The 16,929-nt window shown below is 49.9% G+C and carries 17 protein-coding genes; 13 read left to right on the forward strand and 4 right to left on the reverse strand.

Features of this window, described 5'->3' with window-relative positions; translation table 11 throughout:
• Window positions 1–74: 74 nt before the first annotated feature.
• Entirely contained in the window at window positions 75–1,229 is a 1,155-nt protein-coding gene (locus DU002_RS03240) for an HIT family protein (protein ID WP_114336930.1), read from the forward strand.
• On the opposite strand, the gene DU002_RS03245 is transcribed toward DU002_RS03240, so the two are convergent.
• The 3 genes from DU002_RS03245 to queG all read right to left on the reverse strand — a co-directional run bounded on the left by DU002_RS03245 (window position 1,218) and on the right by queG (window position 3,868).
• Window positions 1,218–1,685, reverse strand: coding sequence for an NfeD family protein (locus DU002_RS03245; RefSeq protein WP_114336931.1), 468 nt, complete (start codon window positions 1,683–1,685; stop codon window positions 1,218–1,220). The genes DU002_RS03240 and DU002_RS03245 overlap by 12 nt on opposite strands.
• A 2-nt stretch (window positions 1,686–1,687) precedes the next feature.
• A complete protein-coding gene (locus DU002_RS03250) occupies window positions 1,688–2,599 on the reverse strand; it encodes an SPFH domain-containing protein (protein ID WP_114336932.1) in 912 nt (303 codons plus the stop codon).
• Window positions 2,600–2,719: 120 nt separating this feature from the next.
• Complete coding sequence (gene queG / locus DU002_RS03255; RefSeq protein WP_114336933.1) at window positions 2,720–3,868, reverse strand: tRNA epoxyqueuosine(34) reductase QueG; 1,149 nt, start codon at window positions 3,866–3,868, stop codon at window positions 2,720–2,722.
• A 4-nt stretch (window positions 3,869–3,872) separates the two neighbouring features.
• On the opposite strand from queG, the gene DU002_RS03260 reads away from it, so the two are divergent.
• The 11 genes from DU002_RS03260 (at window position 3,873) to DU002_RS03310 (ending at window position 15,424) form a co-directional block, all read left to right on the forward strand.
• Window positions 3,873–5,378 carry an NAD(P)H-hydrate dehydratase gene (locus tag DU002_RS03260; RefSeq protein WP_158537948.1) on the forward strand — a complete coding sequence of 502 codons (1,506 nt, stop codon included), beginning with the start codon at window positions 3,873–3,875 and terminating at the stop codon, window positions 5,376–5,378.
• A 1-nt stretch (window position 5,379) separates the two neighbouring features.
• Window positions 5,380–5,892, forward strand: coding sequence for a tRNA (adenosine(37)-N6)-threonylcarbamoyltransferase complex ATPase subunit type 1 TsaE (gene tsaE, locus DU002_RS03265; protein ID WP_114336935.1), 513 nt, complete (start codon window positions 5,380–5,382; stop codon window positions 5,890–5,892).
• A 1-nt stretch (window position 5,893) separates the two neighbouring features.
• A complete protein-coding gene (locus tag DU002_RS03270) occupies window positions 5,894–7,222 on the forward strand; it encodes an N-acetylmuramoyl-L-alanine amidase (protein ID WP_233496405.1) in 1,329 nt (442 codons plus the stop codon).
• A 4-nt stretch (window positions 7,223–7,226) separates the two neighbouring features.
• Window positions 7,227–9,101: a DNA mismatch repair endonuclease MutL gene (gene mutL, locus DU002_RS03275; RefSeq protein ID WP_114336936.1), complete on the forward strand. Its 1,875-nt coding sequence runs from the start codon at window positions 7,227–7,229 to the stop codon at window positions 9,099–9,101.
• A complete protein-coding gene (gene miaA, locus DU002_RS03280) occupies window positions 9,091–10,029 on the forward strand; it encodes a tRNA (adenosine(37)-N6)-dimethylallyltransferase MiaA (protein ID WP_114336937.1) in 939 nt (312 codons plus the stop codon). The genes mutL and miaA overlap by 11 nt, the downstream gene beginning before the upstream one ends.
• Window positions 10,030–10,117: 88 nt before the next feature.
• The gene (hfq, locus tag DU002_RS03285) at window positions 10,118–10,375 is read left to right on the forward strand and encodes an RNA chaperone Hfq (RefSeq protein ID WP_114336938.1); all 258 of its coding nucleotides are present in this window, start codon (window positions 10,118–10,120) and stop codon (window positions 10,373–10,375) included.
• A 20-nt stretch (window positions 10,376–10,395) separates the two neighbouring features.
• The gene (gene hflX / locus DU002_RS03290; protein WP_114336939.1) at window positions 10,396–11,682 is read left to right on the forward strand and encodes a ribosome rescue GTPase HflX; all 1,287 of its coding nucleotides are present in this window, start codon (window positions 10,396–10,398) and stop codon (window positions 11,680–11,682) included.
• A gap of 71 nt (window positions 11,683–11,753) precedes the next feature.
• A complete protein-coding gene (hflK, locus tag DU002_RS03295; RefSeq protein WP_114336940.1) occupies window positions 11,754–12,914 on the forward strand; it encodes an FtsH protease activity modulator HflK in 1,161 nt (386 codons plus the stop codon).
• 2 nt (window positions 12,915–12,916) lie between these two features.
• Window positions 12,917–13,795 (forward strand): protease modulator HflC, encoded by an 879-nt coding sequence (gene hflC / locus DU002_RS03300; RefSeq protein WP_114337370.1) that lies wholly within the window; start codon window positions 12,917–12,919, stop codon window positions 13,793–13,795.
• A 62-nt stretch (window positions 13,796–13,857) separates the two neighbouring features.
• On the forward strand, window positions 13,858–14,058 hold the full coding sequence (locus tag DU002_RS03305) for a DUF2065 domain-containing protein (protein ID WP_114336941.1): 201 nt from the start codon (window positions 13,858–13,860) through the stop codon (window positions 14,056–14,058).
• Window positions 14,059–14,125: 67 nt separating this feature from the next.
• Window positions 14,126–15,424 carry an adenylosuccinate synthase gene (locus DU002_RS03310; protein ID WP_114336942.1) on the forward strand — a complete coding sequence of 433 codons (1,299 nt, stop codon included), beginning with the start codon at window positions 14,126–14,128 and terminating at the stop codon, window positions 15,422–15,424.
• A 74-nt stretch (window positions 15,425–15,498) separates the two neighbouring features.
• Here the strand turns inward: DU002_RS03310 and DU002_RS03315 are convergent, their stop codons facing one another.
• Window positions 15,499–16,002 carry a hypothetical protein gene (locus DU002_RS03315; protein ID WP_114336943.1) on the reverse strand — a complete coding sequence of 168 codons (504 nt, stop codon included), beginning with the start codon at window positions 16,000–16,002 and terminating at the stop codon, window positions 15,499–15,501.
• Between the two features lie 226 nt (window positions 16,003–16,228).
• Here DU002_RS03315 and DU002_RS03320 point away from each other — a divergent pair, with 226 nt between their 5' ends.
• Complete coding sequence (locus DU002_RS03320) at window positions 16,229–16,924, forward strand: tetratricopeptide repeat protein (RefSeq protein WP_114336944.1); 696 nt, start codon at window positions 16,229–16,231, stop codon at window positions 16,922–16,924.
• Window positions 16,925–16,929: the final 5 nt, after the last annotated feature.

Genomic DNA, 16,929 nt, shown 5'->3' on the forward strand with positions numbered 1-16,929 from the left:
TAAAATAAGCCCCTATTTCTGCAAAGTGTACTAAAAATTTAAGGAGTTGAATTGTAATTAAGTCCCAAAAACATATGCCTAAACAGTTGGATTTCGAGACGATCAGTCATTTATTGCCGCCAAAGCCGTTAGCGGAAGCGGATACCGAGTTATTACGCAGTTGGTTGGCTGATGATCCAAAAATAGAAGGGCATGTGCCGCAGCAGCTATGTCAGCTGGATCCACGTGACGGCAATATGGTGATTTATAATGCCTCGCGAGCATTGCGTCATCATGATTTGGAAGAGGTCGCGCTGACGGAGCACGATGAGCATGAAGGTTGTCCGATCTGCGAGGGTATTGAAACTCGCTTTGTCGACTATACGCCACTGTCCCGAGGCTTCACTTTTATTTCGCAAAACCTATATCCGATTTTGTTTCCCTGCGAACGGATGAACGAATCGTTATTAGATAAACCCCTTTATCCAGATCCCGAGCGTAATGGGCGGGCAACTTACGGCATGCATCTGCTGCAATGGACCAGCTCTATTCATGAACTGGATTGGCATAATATGCCGCTGGCGGATCTTGAGATTACCGTGCAACGGCTCGCTGAACTCGAGCAGCGCTTGTTGACGACATCTGAAGGCTATATGCCGCCGAGTGATGCTTTGGCTGATAAGTTTGGTCATCTGTCGGTCATCAAAAATTTTGGCGCTCCCGCAGGGGCTTCACTAAGCCATGGTCATCAGCAGATAAGTTTTTGCAATATCATGCCGCAGCGCAGCTTTCATGATTGGAGTTTTCAACGTCGTCATCAGCGCAGCTTTAGCAACTTTTTATTGTCAGAAAATCCGGCTAATTTAACTATTGCCGATCTCGGTGAAGCGGTGCTGTTGATCCCCTATTTTATGCGCCGCCCGCTGCATATGATGTTGCACTTAAAAACGACCGGCACAGGCTATTTGCATGAGTTAAGTGCTGCTCAGCTCAGCGCGATGACCAGAGGTGTACAGCTTGGGGTCAAGCTATTGCGTGCTGCGATGCCTGCCCTGAACTGTGAGCCCGCGTTTAACTATGCTTGGCATATTGGCCCGGGGAATGATCTTTATGTCGAATTTTTTCCTATCACCCAAGCGATGGGAGGGTTTGAGCGGATGGGGATGTGGATTTGTCAGCAGCACCCCGAAGATTCGGCGCAACTGCTGACGAAGGTGATGCAGCGGGAAGGGCTAGGGCTAGGGCTCTAACTCTTTCACTTTCAATACGGTGTCACGTTGAGCAACCACCTGTACTGGTGTGCCTGCGGTGAGATTTTTCTCCCCCTCAATTTCTGCTAACCAAAGAGAATCACCGATCTTGACGCGACCACGACCATTGTTGCTATCTTCTGCCAGCGTATAGATGTGACCAATGTAGCGACTACTGACAATATTCAGTTCAGGCTGATCGCTAATAATATGCTGCGGATTGTAAAATCGTCGCCCTACTAAGGTGATGACAACTGACAATACGGCAAACACGATGAATTGGTCTTGCCAAGCAAGTGGGTACAACAACATGCCGACTGACACCGTCAGTGCAGATAAACCGGGCCAAAGCAGAAAGCTGCTGGGCGCGAACACCTCAATAATAATTAAAGTGATGCCAAGAATTGCCCATGCTTCCGGTCCCATGGTTTGCATAAATTCCATTATGGGCATCATCCTTAGCCTCCTTTGGTACTGCCGAGTAGCTCTTTGATGCCATCCAGTGCGCCAAGCATTCCGGTGGTTTCGGTCGGCAGTATCAGCACTTTCTGGTTGTCTGCGGACGCGAGTTTTTCGATCGCACCGACATAACTTTGTGCAACAAAGTAATTAAGAGCGTTCTTATCACCTGCTGCGATCGCCTCTGATACATCTTTGGTGGCTTTCGCTTCGGCCTGGGCTTCACGTTCCCGCGCTTCTGCATCACGGAATGCTGCTTCACGGCGACCTTCAGCTTCTAAGATTTGTGACTGTTTTTCACCTTCAGCTTTCAAAATGGCAGCTTGACGAAAGCCCTCTGCTTCCAAGATGTTGGCACGCTTTTCACGCTCCGCTTTCATCTGATTCGCCATCGCTTCCACCAGATCCTGTGGCGGGTTGATATCTTTAATTTCGATACGGTTTACTTTGAGCCCCCACGGCGCGGCCGCGGCATCGACCACGTTTAATAGGCGAGAGTTGATTTCGTCCCGTTCTGACAACATACGATCCAGTTCCATGGAGCCAAGCACGGTACGAATGTTAGTCATGGTGAGCTGACGCAGTGCATGTTCCAGATCATTCACTTCGTAACTGGCTTTGGCGGCATTCACAGGCATGAAAAAGCACAGTGCATCGATACGTACCATGGCGTTATCAGCACTGATCACTTCTTGGCTAGGAATATCCAGCACTTGTTCCATCATATTGATGCGCTTACCTATCTTGTCGATAAACGGAATGACGAAGTGAAAGCCCGGCGCTAAGGTTCGTGTATATTTACCAAAGCGCTCGATGGTGTAGTTGAAGCCCTGTCTGACGGTGACTACGCCGGAGTAAACCACCACGCCAGCCAAGGCGACGATGATATAGGGTAAAAGATTTGCATCCATAACTGACTGATTCCTTTTCTATTTAACCCAAAGTTCAGGCGTTAGTATATCTATGCTTTGGTGACATTAGGTTGAACCAAAGCAGAGTTTTGGTTAGCAATTGTTAATTGGGTGTCGCCATTACGCATCTCTGGGGAGCGCGCGTTCGACACTGTTGATTAGACGCTGGGTTTGCCGTCGAAGTTCATAATCAGCGGACTTACTTCTCTGTTGTTGAATCGCCCACCCAACATGTTCACCAACCATCTCCGATGGCTCAGCTTGTATTACGTTAGTTAACGCAGTAACGATCGCCTCGTTATACGGCGCATTGCCCAAGGCGATGGCGATGTTACGTAGCCAGCGTTGATGGCCGATCCGCCGGATCGGGCTGCCTTCGGTATTTTTCAAAAAGGTGGCTTCATCCCAAGCAAACAGATCTAATAGTTTTTGTGGATGCAGTTGTTGTCGTGGTGAAAAGTCCCCCTCCTGAGTCAGTTGCGCATAGCGATTCCATGGGCAGATTAACTGGCAGTCATCGCAGCCATAAATGCGATTTCCCATGAGTGGGCGTAGCGCTTCATCAATGATCCCTGGGTGTTCAATGGTCAGGTAGCTGATACAGCGGCGGGCGTCAACAACATAGGGTTCAACAATGGCCTGCGTCGGACAGATGGTGATGCAAGCTTTGCAGTTGCCACAGCCGGGGGCGGTGTCACTCGCCGTATCGACCGGTAGCGGTAGATTGATGAGTAACTCACCTAGGAAAAACCAGCTTCCAGCCTGCTCGTCTAATAACAGGCTGTGTTTTCCGATCCACCCCAGCCCCGCTTTGGCAGCCAATGGTCGCTCCAGTATGGGCGCTGAATCGACAAAGGGGCGGGCATTCACACCATCGATCTGTTCGGCAATGCGTTGGGCTAATTTCTTTAGCCGATTCCGGATCAATTTGTGATAATCGCGCCCTAAGGCGTAGCGACTGATGTAGGCCTGATTGGGATCGCTTAAGTTGGCAGCAAACTGCGCGTTTTCCGGTAGGTAGTCCATACGCACAGTGATCGCTCTTAGTGCGCCAGGATGCAACTGCTCTGGGTGATAGCGCATATCCCCATGGGCCGTCATGTACTGCATCTCACCGTGATAGCCATTGGCTAACCACAGCTCCATCCCCTGTTTTTGATCGCGCAGATCAAGATCGCTGATACCAACTTGCTGAAAGCCTAGCTCTTGGCCCCAGCGCTTGATATCTTCAGTTAACTGAATTAAATCCGGTGAAGTTTTAATCGACATGAATATGGATCGTTCGACTCTTAAGGGCTCCAGTCTAACATACCCACTCTATTCCGCGTCTGAAGTGCAAAAGCATGAAGGCGAAGCTGCTATCTCGGTCGGCTTGTCACTTTGGGATTTGATGCAACGGGCGGGCAATGCCGCTTACCTTGCACTTCGGAGTCGGTGGCCGTTAGCCACCAATATATTGGTATTATGCGGACGGGGGAATAATGGTGGTGACGGCTTTGTCTTAGGCCGTTTGGCGCTTTCGGAAGAGTTGCAGGTCACTCTGTGTCAAGTGGGACATTCGGAACAATCCGCTGGTGATGCCGCCAAGGCAAAAGCGGCATTTATGGCCGCAGGGGGTGAGGTTACCGGTTGGCAGCCGGAGCTATTAGCCAAAGCGGATGTGATTGTTGACGCCATGTTAGGTACTGGGGCAAAAGGTCCACTGCGATCGCCCTTTGATGAGGTGATAGCCTGCATCAATAATGCTGGTGTACCTGTGCTTGCTATTGATATTCCGTCGGGGATGAATGCCGATACGGGTTGGGTTGAATCCTACGCAGTGCACGCCACGGCAACCATCTGTTTTGTTGGTCGTAAGTTGGGACTATTTACCGGTAGCGCCGCAGATCATGTGGGTGAGCTGCAGTTTAATGATTTAGGTATTGGCGCGGCATTTGATGGACTCGTTGAATCTTGTGTTGGTTTAGTTCGGCGTCAGACCTTTAATCCGTTAATCGCGCCCCGTTCAAAGGTTTCCCACAAAGGAGATTATGGCCGAGTCAGTTTGGTTGGTGGAGACCAGAGTTACGCTGGCGCATTAGTATTGGCGGCGCGAGCTGCGTTAAGGGCTGGGGCGGGTTTGATTGCCACTATCACGCATCCTGGTCATCAGGCGGTGATGTTGGCACAGCAGCCTGAGTTGATGTGCCTTGAGTCCGCCGAGAGTGATGAGCTGGTTGAAAACCGACTTAATTGGGCTGATGTGGTGGTCGTCGGTCCTGGTCTGGGGCGGCGCTCTTGGGGGTTACAACATCTCCAGGCCACCTTGCAACAACCTCAGCCGTTGGTCGTTGATGCCGATGCCTTGAATCTGCTGGCCGCGATGCCGGATATCCCATATCGCAATAATTGGGTATTAACTCCTCATCCTGGCGAAGCGGCGCGTCTGCTTGGCTGTGATATTGAAGAGGTTGAGCAAGATCGGTATGCGGCCGTGCGGGCATTGCAGAAAAAATTGGGGGGGGTCGTGGTTCTGAAAGGCCCCGGCACGCTCATTTATGACGGCCAACAGCTCGCTGTCGCGACGGTGGGAAATCCCGGTATGGCCAGTGGCGGGATGGGAGACATACTTTGCGGTATAATCGCCGCATTGATTGCCCAAGGTTTGACGATCAGTGATGCCGCCGCGTTGGCTGTCTGTATTCATGGAGATGCTGCAGATATGGCAACCATCATGGGAGAGCGTGGTACCTGTGCCACTGATTTATTGCCACATATTCGAACGTTAGTGAATCCGTAAGATGACAGAAACAGAAGACACCAAACAGTTGAACTTCCTACTGCCTGACAGTGATGCCACTGTCGCCTTTGGCAAATGCTTGGCGCCGGCGCTGAAGCAGGGAGCAGTGATCTACCTGTATGGTGATTTAGGTGCAGGCAAAACCACCTTTAGTCGCGGTGTAGTGCAAGGATTAGGGCATAATGGCAATGTGAAAAGTCCGACCTACACCTTGGTGGAGAGTTACCAGTTTAGAGAGCAAAGTGTGTTCCACTTCGACCTTTATCGCCTTGCAGACCCCGAGGAACTTGAATTTATGGGGGTTCGTGATTACTTTGCAGACAATAACGTTTCTCTAATAGAATGGCCGCAACGTGGGGAGGGGTTTCTTCCCGAGGCGGATCTCACTGTCTCCTTGGCTTATGAGGGCGAGGCGAGGCAGCTGACAATGACAGCAAAAAATGTGCGCGGTATTGCTATCTTGGCAGCATTAAAGAGCGGTACTGCGTTTAGCAGCGTAACAGAAAATGAGTGACATGAGTGGTATGAAGATGTTGGGTAAACTGATCCGAATAGGCGCAACCGTCTGGGTAGCGATGGCGGTCAGTCTGAGTGCCATGGCTGCGGAGTTGCATGGTGTGAGGGTGTGGCCATCACCGGACAATACCCGTGTGGTGTTTGATCTGTCAGCACCGGCAGAGTACAGCTATTTTGCGTTGAAAAATCCTGATCGTCTGGTATTTGACTTTAAATCTTCAAATACATCATTAGATTTGCGAAATGTTGCTAAAGGCAGCGATCTGGTTAAAAAGGTACGTACCAGCAAACCACCCAAGAAAGGCACCCTGCGCGTGGTGTTAGATCTGAAACAGGCATTGAAGCCAAAGGTGTTTGCCTTGAAGCCTACCGAGCCATATGGCGATCGGGTGGTAATCGATCTGTTTGATGAAAAGAAAAAAAAGGCGGTGATCACCAATAACCGCAGTGAGCAAAAACGTGAGATTGTGATCGCCATTGATGCTGGTCATGGTGGCGAAGATCCTGGCTCTATCGGTGGCCGTGGTATCTACGAGAAAAAAGTGACGTTAGAAATTGCCCGCCGTTTGGGTAAGCTTATTGACGCGGAAAAGGGCATGAAGGCGGTGCTGTTGCGCACCGGTGATTATTATGTCGGCCTCAACCGTCGCTCTGAACTGGCCCGCCAACACGGTGCTGATCTGTTACTATCGATCCATGCTGATGCCTTTACTTCGCCACAGCCGCGGGGGGCCTCGGTGTGGTATTTGTCGAACCGTCGAGCCAAAACAGAGATCGGCCGTTGGCTGGAGAAGACCGAGAAACATTCAGAATTGCTCGGTGGCGCTGGCGAGGTGTTGTCTGATGCTCAGAGTGAAAAATACTTAACGCAAACCTTGCTTGATATGTCGATGGATAACAGCCGAGCGACAGGCTATGAGGCGAGTAAAGACATTCTTTACTACATGGGTAAAGTGACCAAGTTACATAAAAAAGAGCCGGTATCAGCCAGTTTAGCCGTGCTGAAATCACCAGATATCCCTTCTATATTGATTGAAACTGGCTTTATCTCTAATCCGGAAGAAGAGAAGCTACTTAATAGCAAATCCCATCAAGTAGGATTGGCGAAAGCGATCTTTAAGGGCGTTAGTCGGTATTTTCGCAGAGCGCCACCTGAAGGTAGCCTTTACGCCAGCTTACATCCGCGCACGCATACGGTTCGAAGCGGTGAATCTTTATCTGTGCTAGCTCAGCGCTACAATACGTCGGTCACGCAACTGAAGAAGACCAATCAGTTAAAAAGCGATATGCTCAGAATAGGTCAAGTGCTGACAATACCGAGTTCCTGAGTCGATGCCCATTCAAATCCTACCCCCGCGTTTGGCTAATCAGATCGCGGCGGGTGAAGTTGTCGAACGCCCCGCATCTGTGGTTAAAGAGTTGTTGGAGAACAGCTTGGACGCAGGGGCAACGCGGATCCAGATCGATATCCTTCGCGGCGGTCATCAACTTATCCGTATTCGTGATAATGGCTGTGGTGTTGAAAAGGAGCAACTGACACTGGCACTGAGCCGCCACGCGACATCTAAGGTCAGCACATTGGATGATCTCGAAGCGATCACCAGTATGGGGTTTCGTGGCGAAGCACTCGCCAGTATCAGTTCCGTGTCCCGCCTTATTTTCACTTCCCGCAGTGCCGAACAGAGCGAAGCGTGGGCGGCAAAAGCCGAGGGGCGTGATATGGCGGTTGAATTACTCCCTGCCAGCCACCCTCAAGGCACTACCGTAGAGGTGGCCGATCTATTCTTCAATACGCCAGCCCGTCGCCGTTTTTTGCGTACCGAAAAAACCGAATTCAATCACATTGATGAAGTGGTTAAGCGGATTGGATTAGCGCGACAAGATGTGTCCATTACTCTGACCCACAACGGCAAACCGGTGCGCCAATTTCGTAGTGGTGATTCTGACGTTGCCTTAGGCAAACGTCTGCAGGTGGTATTTGGGCAAAAATTTTTGGCGCAAGCTATCCAAGTCAAAGCACAACACCATGATATGCAGATACGGGGTTGGTTGGCGCATCCGCAAGCCTGCAAACCGAGCCATGATTATCAGTACTGTTACGTTAACGGCCGTGTGATGCGCGATAAACTGATTAATCATGCGGTACGTCAGGCCTATGATGAGCTGCTGCCAGCTGATCTGCAGCCGGTATTTCTGCTCTATTTTGATATCGACCCACGGCAGGTGGATGTGAATGTTCATCCCGCCAAACATGAGGTGCGTTTTCATCAGTCCCGATTGGTGCATGACTATATCTATCAGGTTTTGCATCAGGCATTGAATGAAGGGCTTAATTGGGGAGAAATTGCCGCACCGGAAACTCTGCCGCAGAGTGTTGTTGCAGACAGCTCCGGGAGTTCGCCGAGCTTTGCTGCTGAGGCGAAAACTGAGACCAGCAACGATGCGGGCTACCAGCCACCGGCATTAAGGATTGCTGAACCACAATCGGCCAGCTATGACGGTCGCGCTCGCCATGCGCCATCCACTTATCGCGGGCAGGGTGCTGTTGAGCCCGCCGCCGCGGCAGCCTATAGCCAGTTGATGACGGTGCCGGCCGATGACTCAGCCGCTACACCTGTGTTATCAGGTGACCAAAGCACGGATCTTCAATGGTTGGCCATTCATCAACAGCATTACCTGCTGTTTCGTGATGATGGACAGTTGTATTTAGCGGCATTAATTCCGGCTTATCAACAGCGAATTCAATGTGCTCTGATAGCGGATGTCGCTGATGGTATCGTTGCGCAACCTCTGTTACTGCCGGTGAGCTTCTCTTTATCTGACGAACTTGTTCATGCCGCGCAACATCATGAGGCGTTGCTTACGCAGCTAGGATTGCAGATGGCGCAACCGAAGAGGGGCAAGCTAATTCTGAAAACGATCCCGGCAAGATTGCGGCAAGTAAGCTGGTCGACAATCATACCGCCGTTGTTAGAGTTCTTATCGCAAAATGCCGAAGTGACACTGTCACAGCTAGTGAAGTGGTTGGCCATGCCGCTCGCGACAGCTCAGCAGACGCAATCGCTTGCCCAGTTGCAACATTGGTTGCAAGAGGTGTTGCCGTCCAATGAGATAGATTCTCTACTAAGAAATAACAGTATTGAGATCGGCTTAAACAGTGCAATGGCCGAACTTAGCAATCGTTATCCGGAGCACCATGAACACTGATGCTAACGTAAGCAAACCTAAAGCGATATTTCTGATGGGGCCTACCGCTTCTGGTAAAACGGATCTGGCTATGGCGTTGAATGAGGCGTATCCCTGTGAGGTGATCAGTGTCGATTCTGCATTGGTTTATCGAGGGATGGATATCGGTACGGCGAAACCCTCTTCAGCAGAGCTGGCGCAATGTCCGCATCAGCTCATTGATGTGATTGATCCGGCGGAGGCCTATTCTGCAGCACGATTTCGCCAAGACGCTTTGCAACTTATGCACAATGCCGTGGCCGCGGGTAAATTACCTGTGCTGGTTGGTGGCACTATGCTGTATTTTAAGACCTTGCTGGAAGGGCTATCTGAGCTGCCGGAGGCTGATCCCGATCTGCGCAAACAGATTGAACTGGAAGCTGACAGCAAAGGCTGGCAAGCTTTGCATGACGAACTCGCCTCGTTCGATCCAGACTCAGCTGCCCGTATCCACCCCAATGATCCGCAACGGCTGTCCCGCGCGATAGAGGTTTATCGGAGTAGTGGTAAAAGCTTATCAGAATGGATCGCGCAACAATCTGCGGAGCCTTTGCCTTTTGATGTCGTGCAATTTGCGATTGCGCCGAATGACCGTCAGGTACTTCATCAGCGCATCGAATTGCGTTTTAAACAGATGGTCGAGCAGGGCTTGGTGGAAGAGGTGAGGCGCTTGTATGAGCGTGGCGATCTACACATAGATCTGCCGTCAATTCGCTGTGTTGGCTACCGCCAGGTTTGGGAATATCTCGAAGGCCGTTATGATGAAAAAGAGATGATCTTTCGTGGTGTTGTGGCGACAAGACAATTGGCCAAAAGGCAATTAACCTGGTTACGAAGTTGGCCAAATGTTACCTGGTTGCAAAGTGATGATAAAAATAACCTGAAAATCTTGCTTGCAGCCATTCGCTAGACAGGTCTGTGTTGTTTATACTACTGTCTTGTTTAGGGAAATCTCTTCACATAATAATTAGCAATAATAAAATAATAAGGATAAGGCGATGTCTAAGGGGCAATCTTTGCAGGATCCATTTTTAAACGCTTTGCGTAAGGAACGTGTGCCAGTTTCTATTTATCTGGTAAACGGGATTAAATTACAGGGACAGGTAGAGTCATTTGACCAGTTTGTGATCCTTTTGAAAAACACTGTGAGCCAGATGGTTTACAAGCATGCTATTTCAACCGTGGTTCCAGCACGTCCCATCTCACATGCAAGTCATACCGCAGGTAAGCCTGAAAATGGCGATCAAAGTGGTTAATGGACTGGAGGCGATAACGCTTGTTTGACCGTTATGACGTTGGTGAACAGGCGATCCTGGTTCATGTTGATTTCACAGACGAGGGTGAACGGGAAGATTTAACAGAGTTAAAGATGCTTGTTCATTCGGCGGGAGTTGATGCTGTTGATGTGGTCACTACCCGCCGTCCTTCTCCTAGTGCAAAATATTTTATTGGCGCAGGTAAGGCTGATGAAGTGGCTGCCTTGGTTCAGGCAACCTCGGCAGACCTTATTATCTTTAATCATGCGCTATCTCCCTCTCAAGAGCGCAATCTGGAACAGATATGTAAGTGTCGAGTGATCGACCGTACCGGCCTGATCCTGGATATCTTTGCGCAGCGGGCGCGTACTCACGAAGGTAAGCTGCAGGTTGAACTTGCCCAATTGCGCCATCTTTCTACGCGCTTGATCCGTGGCTGGACCCACTTGGAGCGGCAAAAAGGTGGTATTGGCTTGCGGGGACCGGGTGAAACCCAGCTGGAAACTGATCGTCGATTATTGCGTGGGCGTATCAATCACATTCTCAAGCGATTGGCCAAGGTCTCAAAGCAGCGAGAGCAGGGTCGCCGAGCCAGGCGCCGGGTGGAAATTCCAACGGTGTCATTAGTGGGTTATACCAACGCAGGTAAGTCGACGCTGTTTAACCGTATTACTGATGCTGGGGTGTATGCCGCAGATCAGCTATTTGCGACCCTAGATCCAACATTGAGAAAATTGGATATAGATGATGTTGGACCGACTATTTTAGCGGATACGGTTGGTTTTATTCGTCATCTCCCCCATGATCTGGTGGCGGCATTTAAAGCGACCCTGCAGGAAACGCAGGAAGCGCAATTGCTGTTGCATGTGGTTGATGTTGCAGACGAACGTTTGCAAGACAATACCTATCAGGTCAATTTGGTGCTGGATGAGATCGATGCGGGTGAAGTGCCCGTGCTCATGGTGTATAACAAGATTGATTTGGTCGAGGATATGTCGCCCCGTATTGAACGGGATGATGATGGCTTACCGGTCAGTGTCTGGTTGTCGGCGCAGCAGGATCTCGGTATTGAGTTGCTGTTTGAAGCGTTAAGTGAGCGTTTATCTGGCACGGTGGTTGAGCACTGTTTAAACCTTCCTCCGCAACTTGGTAGGGTGCGAGGGGTGCTGTATGGCTTGAATTGTGTGCAGCAAGATGAGTATACGGAACAAGGTGGCTGGTTAATGACGGTGCGCATGCCAAGTGCTGATTGGCAGAGATTAATTAAGCATTCACCGGAACCAATTGAGTCATATATCTGTCATTAGTTGGATGGCAGAAGAATAGATTAACGTAATTCTTTGATTAATAGAGCATCCATAAAACTGGAGTAGCATCGATGGCGTGGAATGAGCCGGGGAAAGGGGGTCAAGATAAAGACCCTTGGGGAAATAAAGGTGGCCGCGATCAGGGACCTCCTGATTTAGATGAAGCGATTCGAAATGTTTCACGCCGTTTAGGCGGGATCTTTGGTGGCAGCGGCGGTTCGGGTGCGAGCAGCGGCGGTTTTTCTGCCGGCATTATCGGCTTGGTATTGGTGGTTGCCGTCATTGTTTGGGCATTAAGTGGTTTTTATACCATTCGGGAAGCTGAGCGCGGTGTGGTTTTGCGTTTTGGTGCTTATCACGAAGAGGTACAGCCTGGTCTTCATTGGCGTCCAGTGTTTATTGACGATTATATCGCTGTCGATGTCAGCACCACGCAATCTATGCCGTCCCGTGGCAACATGTTAACCCGTGATGAAAATGTGGTGCGCGTGGAGATGGAAGTACAGTTCCGCGTCGTTGACCCGCGTGCCTTCCTATTTAGCGTGCCGGATCCTTATGACACCCTGAAGCAGGCAACGGACAGCGCATTGCGTTATGTCGTCGGTCATGCCCGCATGGATGACGTGCTTAGTGAAGGCCGCGAGCAGGTGCGTCAAGATACGTGGAAAGAGTTAGAAAAGATTATCGAGAACTACGGCATCGGTATCACCATTCGTGATGTTAACTTTCAGAATGCGCGTCCGCCTCAGCAAGTACGTGATGCATTTGATGATGCGGTTGCGGCACGAGAAGATGAAGAGCGGATCATCAACAAGGCACGCGCTTACGCTCGCGAGAAAGAGCCTCAGGCTCGAGGTCATGTAGAGCGTATGTTGGAAGAGGCTGAAGGTTATAAGCAGAAGGTAACGTTGGAAGCACAGGGTGAAGTGGCCCAGTTCGAACAAATGTTGCCTCAATACCAAGCGGCACCTGAAGTGACTCGTAGTCGTCTGTATATCGAAATGATGCAGTCTGTATTGAGCAATACCAGCAAGGTATTGGTCGATGTCGAAGGTGGTAACAACATCATGTACCTGCCGTTGGAAAAGATGATGCAGCAACGTGATAATGCGCGTAGCCCAAGTTCAGGTACGCCACCTATGGTGATCGACTCATCTGTTAGTGATAATGCTTATCCTGAGGTCAATGGACGTACTGTTCGTGACCAAGGTTTCCGTCAGGGGAGAAATTAATGATGCAACGTATTGGAGTCGTTTTAGTTGCCCTGATTGCGGTGCTGTTCTATTCCTCTGTCTTTGTCGTCAAAGAGGGCGAGCGCGGTATTGTTGAGCGGTTTAAAAAGGTCATCCGTGGAGCAGACGGGTTGGCAGTGGTTTATGAGCCAGGTATACAGTTTAAGATCCCTCTGATCGATGGGGTAAAGATTTTGGATGCGCGTCTGCAAACATTGAGCGCTCAGGAAAATCGTTTTATCACCAAAGAGAAGAAAGATTTGCTGGTTGATTCGTACGCTAAATGGCGGATCAAAGATTTTGCCAAGTATTATCTGGCTACCGGTGGTGATCGCTATCGTGCAGAAGGCTTGCTGGAACTGAAAATCACGAACGGTCTGCGTACTGAATTTGGTACCCGTACTATTCAGGAGATCGTTTCTGGTGAACGTGATGATTTGATGGCGGAAGCCTTAAGCGAAGGTGCGGAAAGTGCTAAAGACCTGGGCATCGAAGTGGTCGATGTGCGGGTGAAAACCATCAACCTACCGGAAGAGATCCGTGATGCGATCTTTAACCGAATGCGTACTGAACGTGAAGTTGTTGCCCGTGAGCACCGTTCGAAAGGGCGAGAGCAAGCGGAGATCATCATGGCGGAAGTGGATCGCCGAGTGACAGTCATGTTGGCGGATGCTGAACGTCAGTCGCGTACGTTACGAGGCGAAGGTGACGCGTCTGCGGCACAAGTTTTTGCTGATGCTTACAACAAAGATCCTGAGTTCTTTGCTTTCTTGCGCTCTTTACGGGCTTACCGCGAGAGTTTCGCTAACAAGGGGGATATTTTGGTTATCCGTCCTGACAGTGAATTCTTCCAGTACATGAAACAAGCTGAACTAAAATAGACGACAGGGGCCTTTCAGGCCCCTTTTTATTGCGTGTATTCTGAGTAGGGAATTTAGACAGCATGCTAACAACTGGTTTATTGATTGGATTTGCATTACTACTTGTTGTTGAGGGCGTTGGTCCACTCATGTTTCCTAACCGCTGGAGCCGTCTACTTCGGCGCATGTCAGCGCAGTCCCCAGAGTTGCTTCGCCAAATTGGATTGGTAATGGTTTCAGCAGGTTTGCTGTTGTTATGGCTGATCCTTAGGCAAAAAGGGTGATCTCTCCACCAGATCTGCTAGAATCCCGCTTTTCCTCGCAACCGTTAGAACAGTGGCGACCTGAGAAATGGGCAAAAACGTTGTAGTGCTAGGCACCCAATGGGGTGACGAAGGTAAAGGCAAGGTCGTAGACCTGCTAACAGATCAAGCCAGCTATGTTGTGCGCTATCAAGGCGGACACAATGCGGGTCACACCTTGGTGATAGACGGTGAAAAAACCGTTCTGCACCTTATCCCATCAGGAATTTTACGTGACAACGTGAAATGCCTTATCGGTAATGGCGTGGTTTTGGCTCCGGATGCTTTGTTTAAAGAGCTTAAGATGCTTGAGGAGCGTGGTATACCTGCGCGCGAGCGCTTGTTCATTTCAGAAGCATGTCCGCTTATCCTGCCGTATCACGTGGCATTAGATGTTGCCCGTGAAAAAGCGCGCGGTAAGAAAGCTATTGGTACCACTGGTCGTGGTATCGGTCCCGCTTATGAAGATAAGGTATCCCGTCGCGGTTTACGTGTCGGTGACCTGTTCAACGCTGAAGACTTTGCTGTGAAGCTGAAAGAGGTGATGGCATATCACAACTTTATGCTGACCGATTACTACAAAGTTGATGCAGTGGATTACGACACGGTATTGGCCGATTGCCTTGCCATCGCCGATACATTGAAAGCGATGACCGTTGATGTCACGGACGTATTGGATAAGGCTCGTAAGAACGGCGAATCCATTATGTTTGAAGGTGCTCAAGGTACCTTGCTGGATATCGACCACGGTACATACCCTTATGTGACCTCTTCCAATACCACGGTTGGTGGTGTCGCCACTGGTGCTGGTTTTGGTCCTTGTCATCTCGATTATGTGCTGGGTATCGTTAAGGCGTACACCACTCGTGTGGGTGCGGGTCCGTTCCCTACTGAACTTGGTTGTGAAGTGGGTAACCACCTGGGAACCAAAGGCCACGAGTTTGGCGCAACCACTGGGCGTCAGCGTCGTTGTGGCTGGTTTGATGCTGTAGTGATGCGTCGTGCTGTGCAGATCAACTCCATCACAGGTTTATGCCTGACTAAGTTGGATGTACTTGATGGTTTGGACGAACTGAAAATCTGTACGGGCTATAAGCTTAAAGATGGCTCTGTCGTTGACGTTCCGCCGATGGCTGCTGATGGCTACGAAGAGGTTGAAACCTTGTACGAGTCAATGCCTGGTTGGCAGAGTTCGACTTATGGAGTGACAGAGGTTGAGAAACTCCCAGTCGAAGCGCGTAACTACATCAAGCGCATTGAAGAGTTGCTGGAAGTGCCGGTCGATATTATCTCTACGGGTCCAGACCGAAATGAAACCATGATCCTGCGTCACCCTTTCGCCGAATAGCTTAAGTGTGTTACGGGAGCAAAAAAGCCGCATTGATGCGGCTTTTTTATTGTTTGTCGTTTAGTCGCGTTATTTTATCGTTGGTTTTCTTCTGGTTCTTCCTGCACTCTCAACCACTGGCCGTGTAACCATGGCTTGCGATGACCGGCTTCCACTTTTTCGATAACATATTCAAAACTGTTTGGGTTACCAAAGGTCCATGTTTCAACGCTGTCTAGCCATTGCCCTTGTTCACTGAGGGTACGGTTATGAAACACCAGTTTGCCTCCCTCCATTGCGCCTTTTACATAGAACAAGGAAATTCCCATGTTGATGCCAACGAAGGTGCCACGAATATTGCTGGTGACGGGATCCCAGTGGTATGAGCCTTCAGAGACCCGTTGCCAACCGTCACCTAATGGTATCTCCATATAACCGTGGATAATCCGCTCACCCACACCCCAGTAGAAATGTTGTCTGGCATTGCCCTCTTTAGTTGTCCAATGACCAATAACAGGAGAAAGCACCTTTAGTTGGTTATTGGCATGGGCGGGAAACAGAATAAATAACGAACAACATAACAACATCAGTCTCAACATTTAGGCTCTCCCTGCATAGGCTCTTGTTGATCTATGTTGAGTATAACGACTTCTCAGCCGCTGGTGGCTTCAGTGACACCTCAATGGATCAAGATCATACTGGCGAACATCTATTTGTTCAAAATTTGAGCGCTGCGTAGGCTCAACTAAGATGTAGTGGTTGGGTTACACTAAAGCTTGAGCCATCGATGCCGATAACGGGTTATCGCACCAAAGGTAGTAAAAGATGATTATTCGATTTAGTGCCCTATGCATTTTACTTGGGCTATCTGTCACGACGTTCGCCAACGAACCAGCCCCAGCACCAGGTGCTGACACCGCCCCAGTGTTGGCGGGTGAACCAGAGATAGAAACCGCGCCGCCTTTGCGTGCCATTCAGATCTACTCTCAGGATCAGTTAGGACAGTTGATTGTTGCAAATAAGCATCTGCAGCAGGTAAAGGATGACGATTGTCAGCTGGTCGCTGATATCGAAGCGCGCGCTAAAAAGATGGAAGTTCCCGTTTATCAATTCCTCTATGGCGACATGCTGGCTTGGGGAGTTTGTTATGACCGGGATGCGCCGTTAGGCATTCATTATATCGAGCGTGCCGCGAGTCAAGGCTTACCTGCAGCATTGGAACAACTTGGCCGCTACTATCATCGAGGCATCTTGGTGCAGAAGAATTTCGATAGGGCCATTGTTTACCTGCGGGAAGCGGCTTCATTAGGCAACCTTCGTGCACAACTGGAGCTGGTAGAGATTTTTGCTGCCGGGCAGGGGAGTCCCTATGACTACGCGGATGCTTATCGTTGGCTAAGTGAAGCAGTGATCGCCGACAAGGCAACCCACCAACGTGCTGCCAAATTACTTGCCCAATTGGCCACTCATATGCCACCAGAAGTGGTGGCCGAACTGAAGCAAGCGTCGATAAAGGGTTAATTTAT

The organism is Corallincola holothuriorum, from assembly GCF_003336225.1.
GTDB classification, from domain to species: domain Bacteria; phylum Pseudomonadota; class Gammaproteobacteria; order Enterobacterales; family Neiellaceae; genus Corallincola; species Corallincola holothuriorum.

Coding starts and splice junctions, on each gene's coding strand:
- DU002_RS03240 (WP_114336930.1), top strand. CDS start 75: ATGCCTAAACAGTTGGATTTCGAGACGATCAGTCATTTATTGCCGCCA.
- DU002_RS03245 (WP_114336931.1), bottom strand. CDS start 1,685: ATGATGCCCATAATGGAATTTATGCAAACCATGGGACCGGAAGCATGG.
- DU002_RS03250 (WP_114336932.1), bottom strand. CDS start 2,599: ATGGATGCAAATCTTTTACCCTATATCATCGTCGCCTTGGCTGGCGTG.
- queG (WP_114336933.1), bottom strand. CDS start 3,868: ATGTCGATTAAAACTTCACCGGATTTAATTCAGTTAACTGAAGATATC.
- DU002_RS03260 (WP_158537948.1), top strand. CDS start 3,873: ATGGATCGTTCGACTCTTAAGGGCTCCAGTCTAACATACCCACTCTAT.
- tsaE (WP_114336935.1), top strand. CDS start 5,380: ATGACAGAAACAGAAGACACCAAACAGTTGAACTTCCTACTGCCTGAC.
- DU002_RS03270 (WP_233496405.1), top strand. CDS start 5,894: ATGAGTGGTATGAAGATGTTGGGTAAACTGATCCGAATAGGCGCAACC.
- mutL (WP_114336936.1), top strand. CDS start 7,227: ATGCCCATTCAAATCCTACCCCCGCGTTTGGCTAATCAGATCGCGGCG.
- miaA (WP_114336937.1), top strand. CDS start 9,091: ATGAACACTGATGCTAACGTAAGCAAACCTAAAGCGATATTTCTGATG.
- hfq (WP_114336938.1), top strand. CDS start 10,118: ATGTCTAAGGGGCAATCTTTGCAGGATCCATTTTTAAACGCTTTGCGT.
- hflK (WP_114336940.1), top strand. CDS start 11,754: ATGGCGTGGAATGAGCCGGGGAAAGGGGGTCAAGATAAAGACCCTTGG.
- hflC (WP_114337370.1), top strand. CDS start 12,917: ATGCAACGTATTGGAGTCGTTTTAGTTGCCCTGATTGCGGTGCTGTTC.
- DU002_RS03305 (WP_114336941.1), top strand. CDS start 13,858: ATGCTAACAACTGGTTTATTGATTGGATTTGCATTACTACTTGTTGTT.
- DU002_RS03310 (WP_114336942.1), top strand. CDS start 14,126: ATGGGCAAAAACGTTGTAGTGCTAGGCACCCAATGGGGTGACGAAGGT.
- DU002_RS03315 (WP_114336943.1), bottom strand. CDS start 16,002: ATGTTGAGACTGATGTTGTTATGTTGTTCGTTATTTATTCTGTTTCCC.
- DU002_RS03320 (WP_114336944.1), top strand. CDS start 16,229: ATGATTATTCGATTTAGTGCCCTATGCATTTTACTTGGGCTATCTGTC.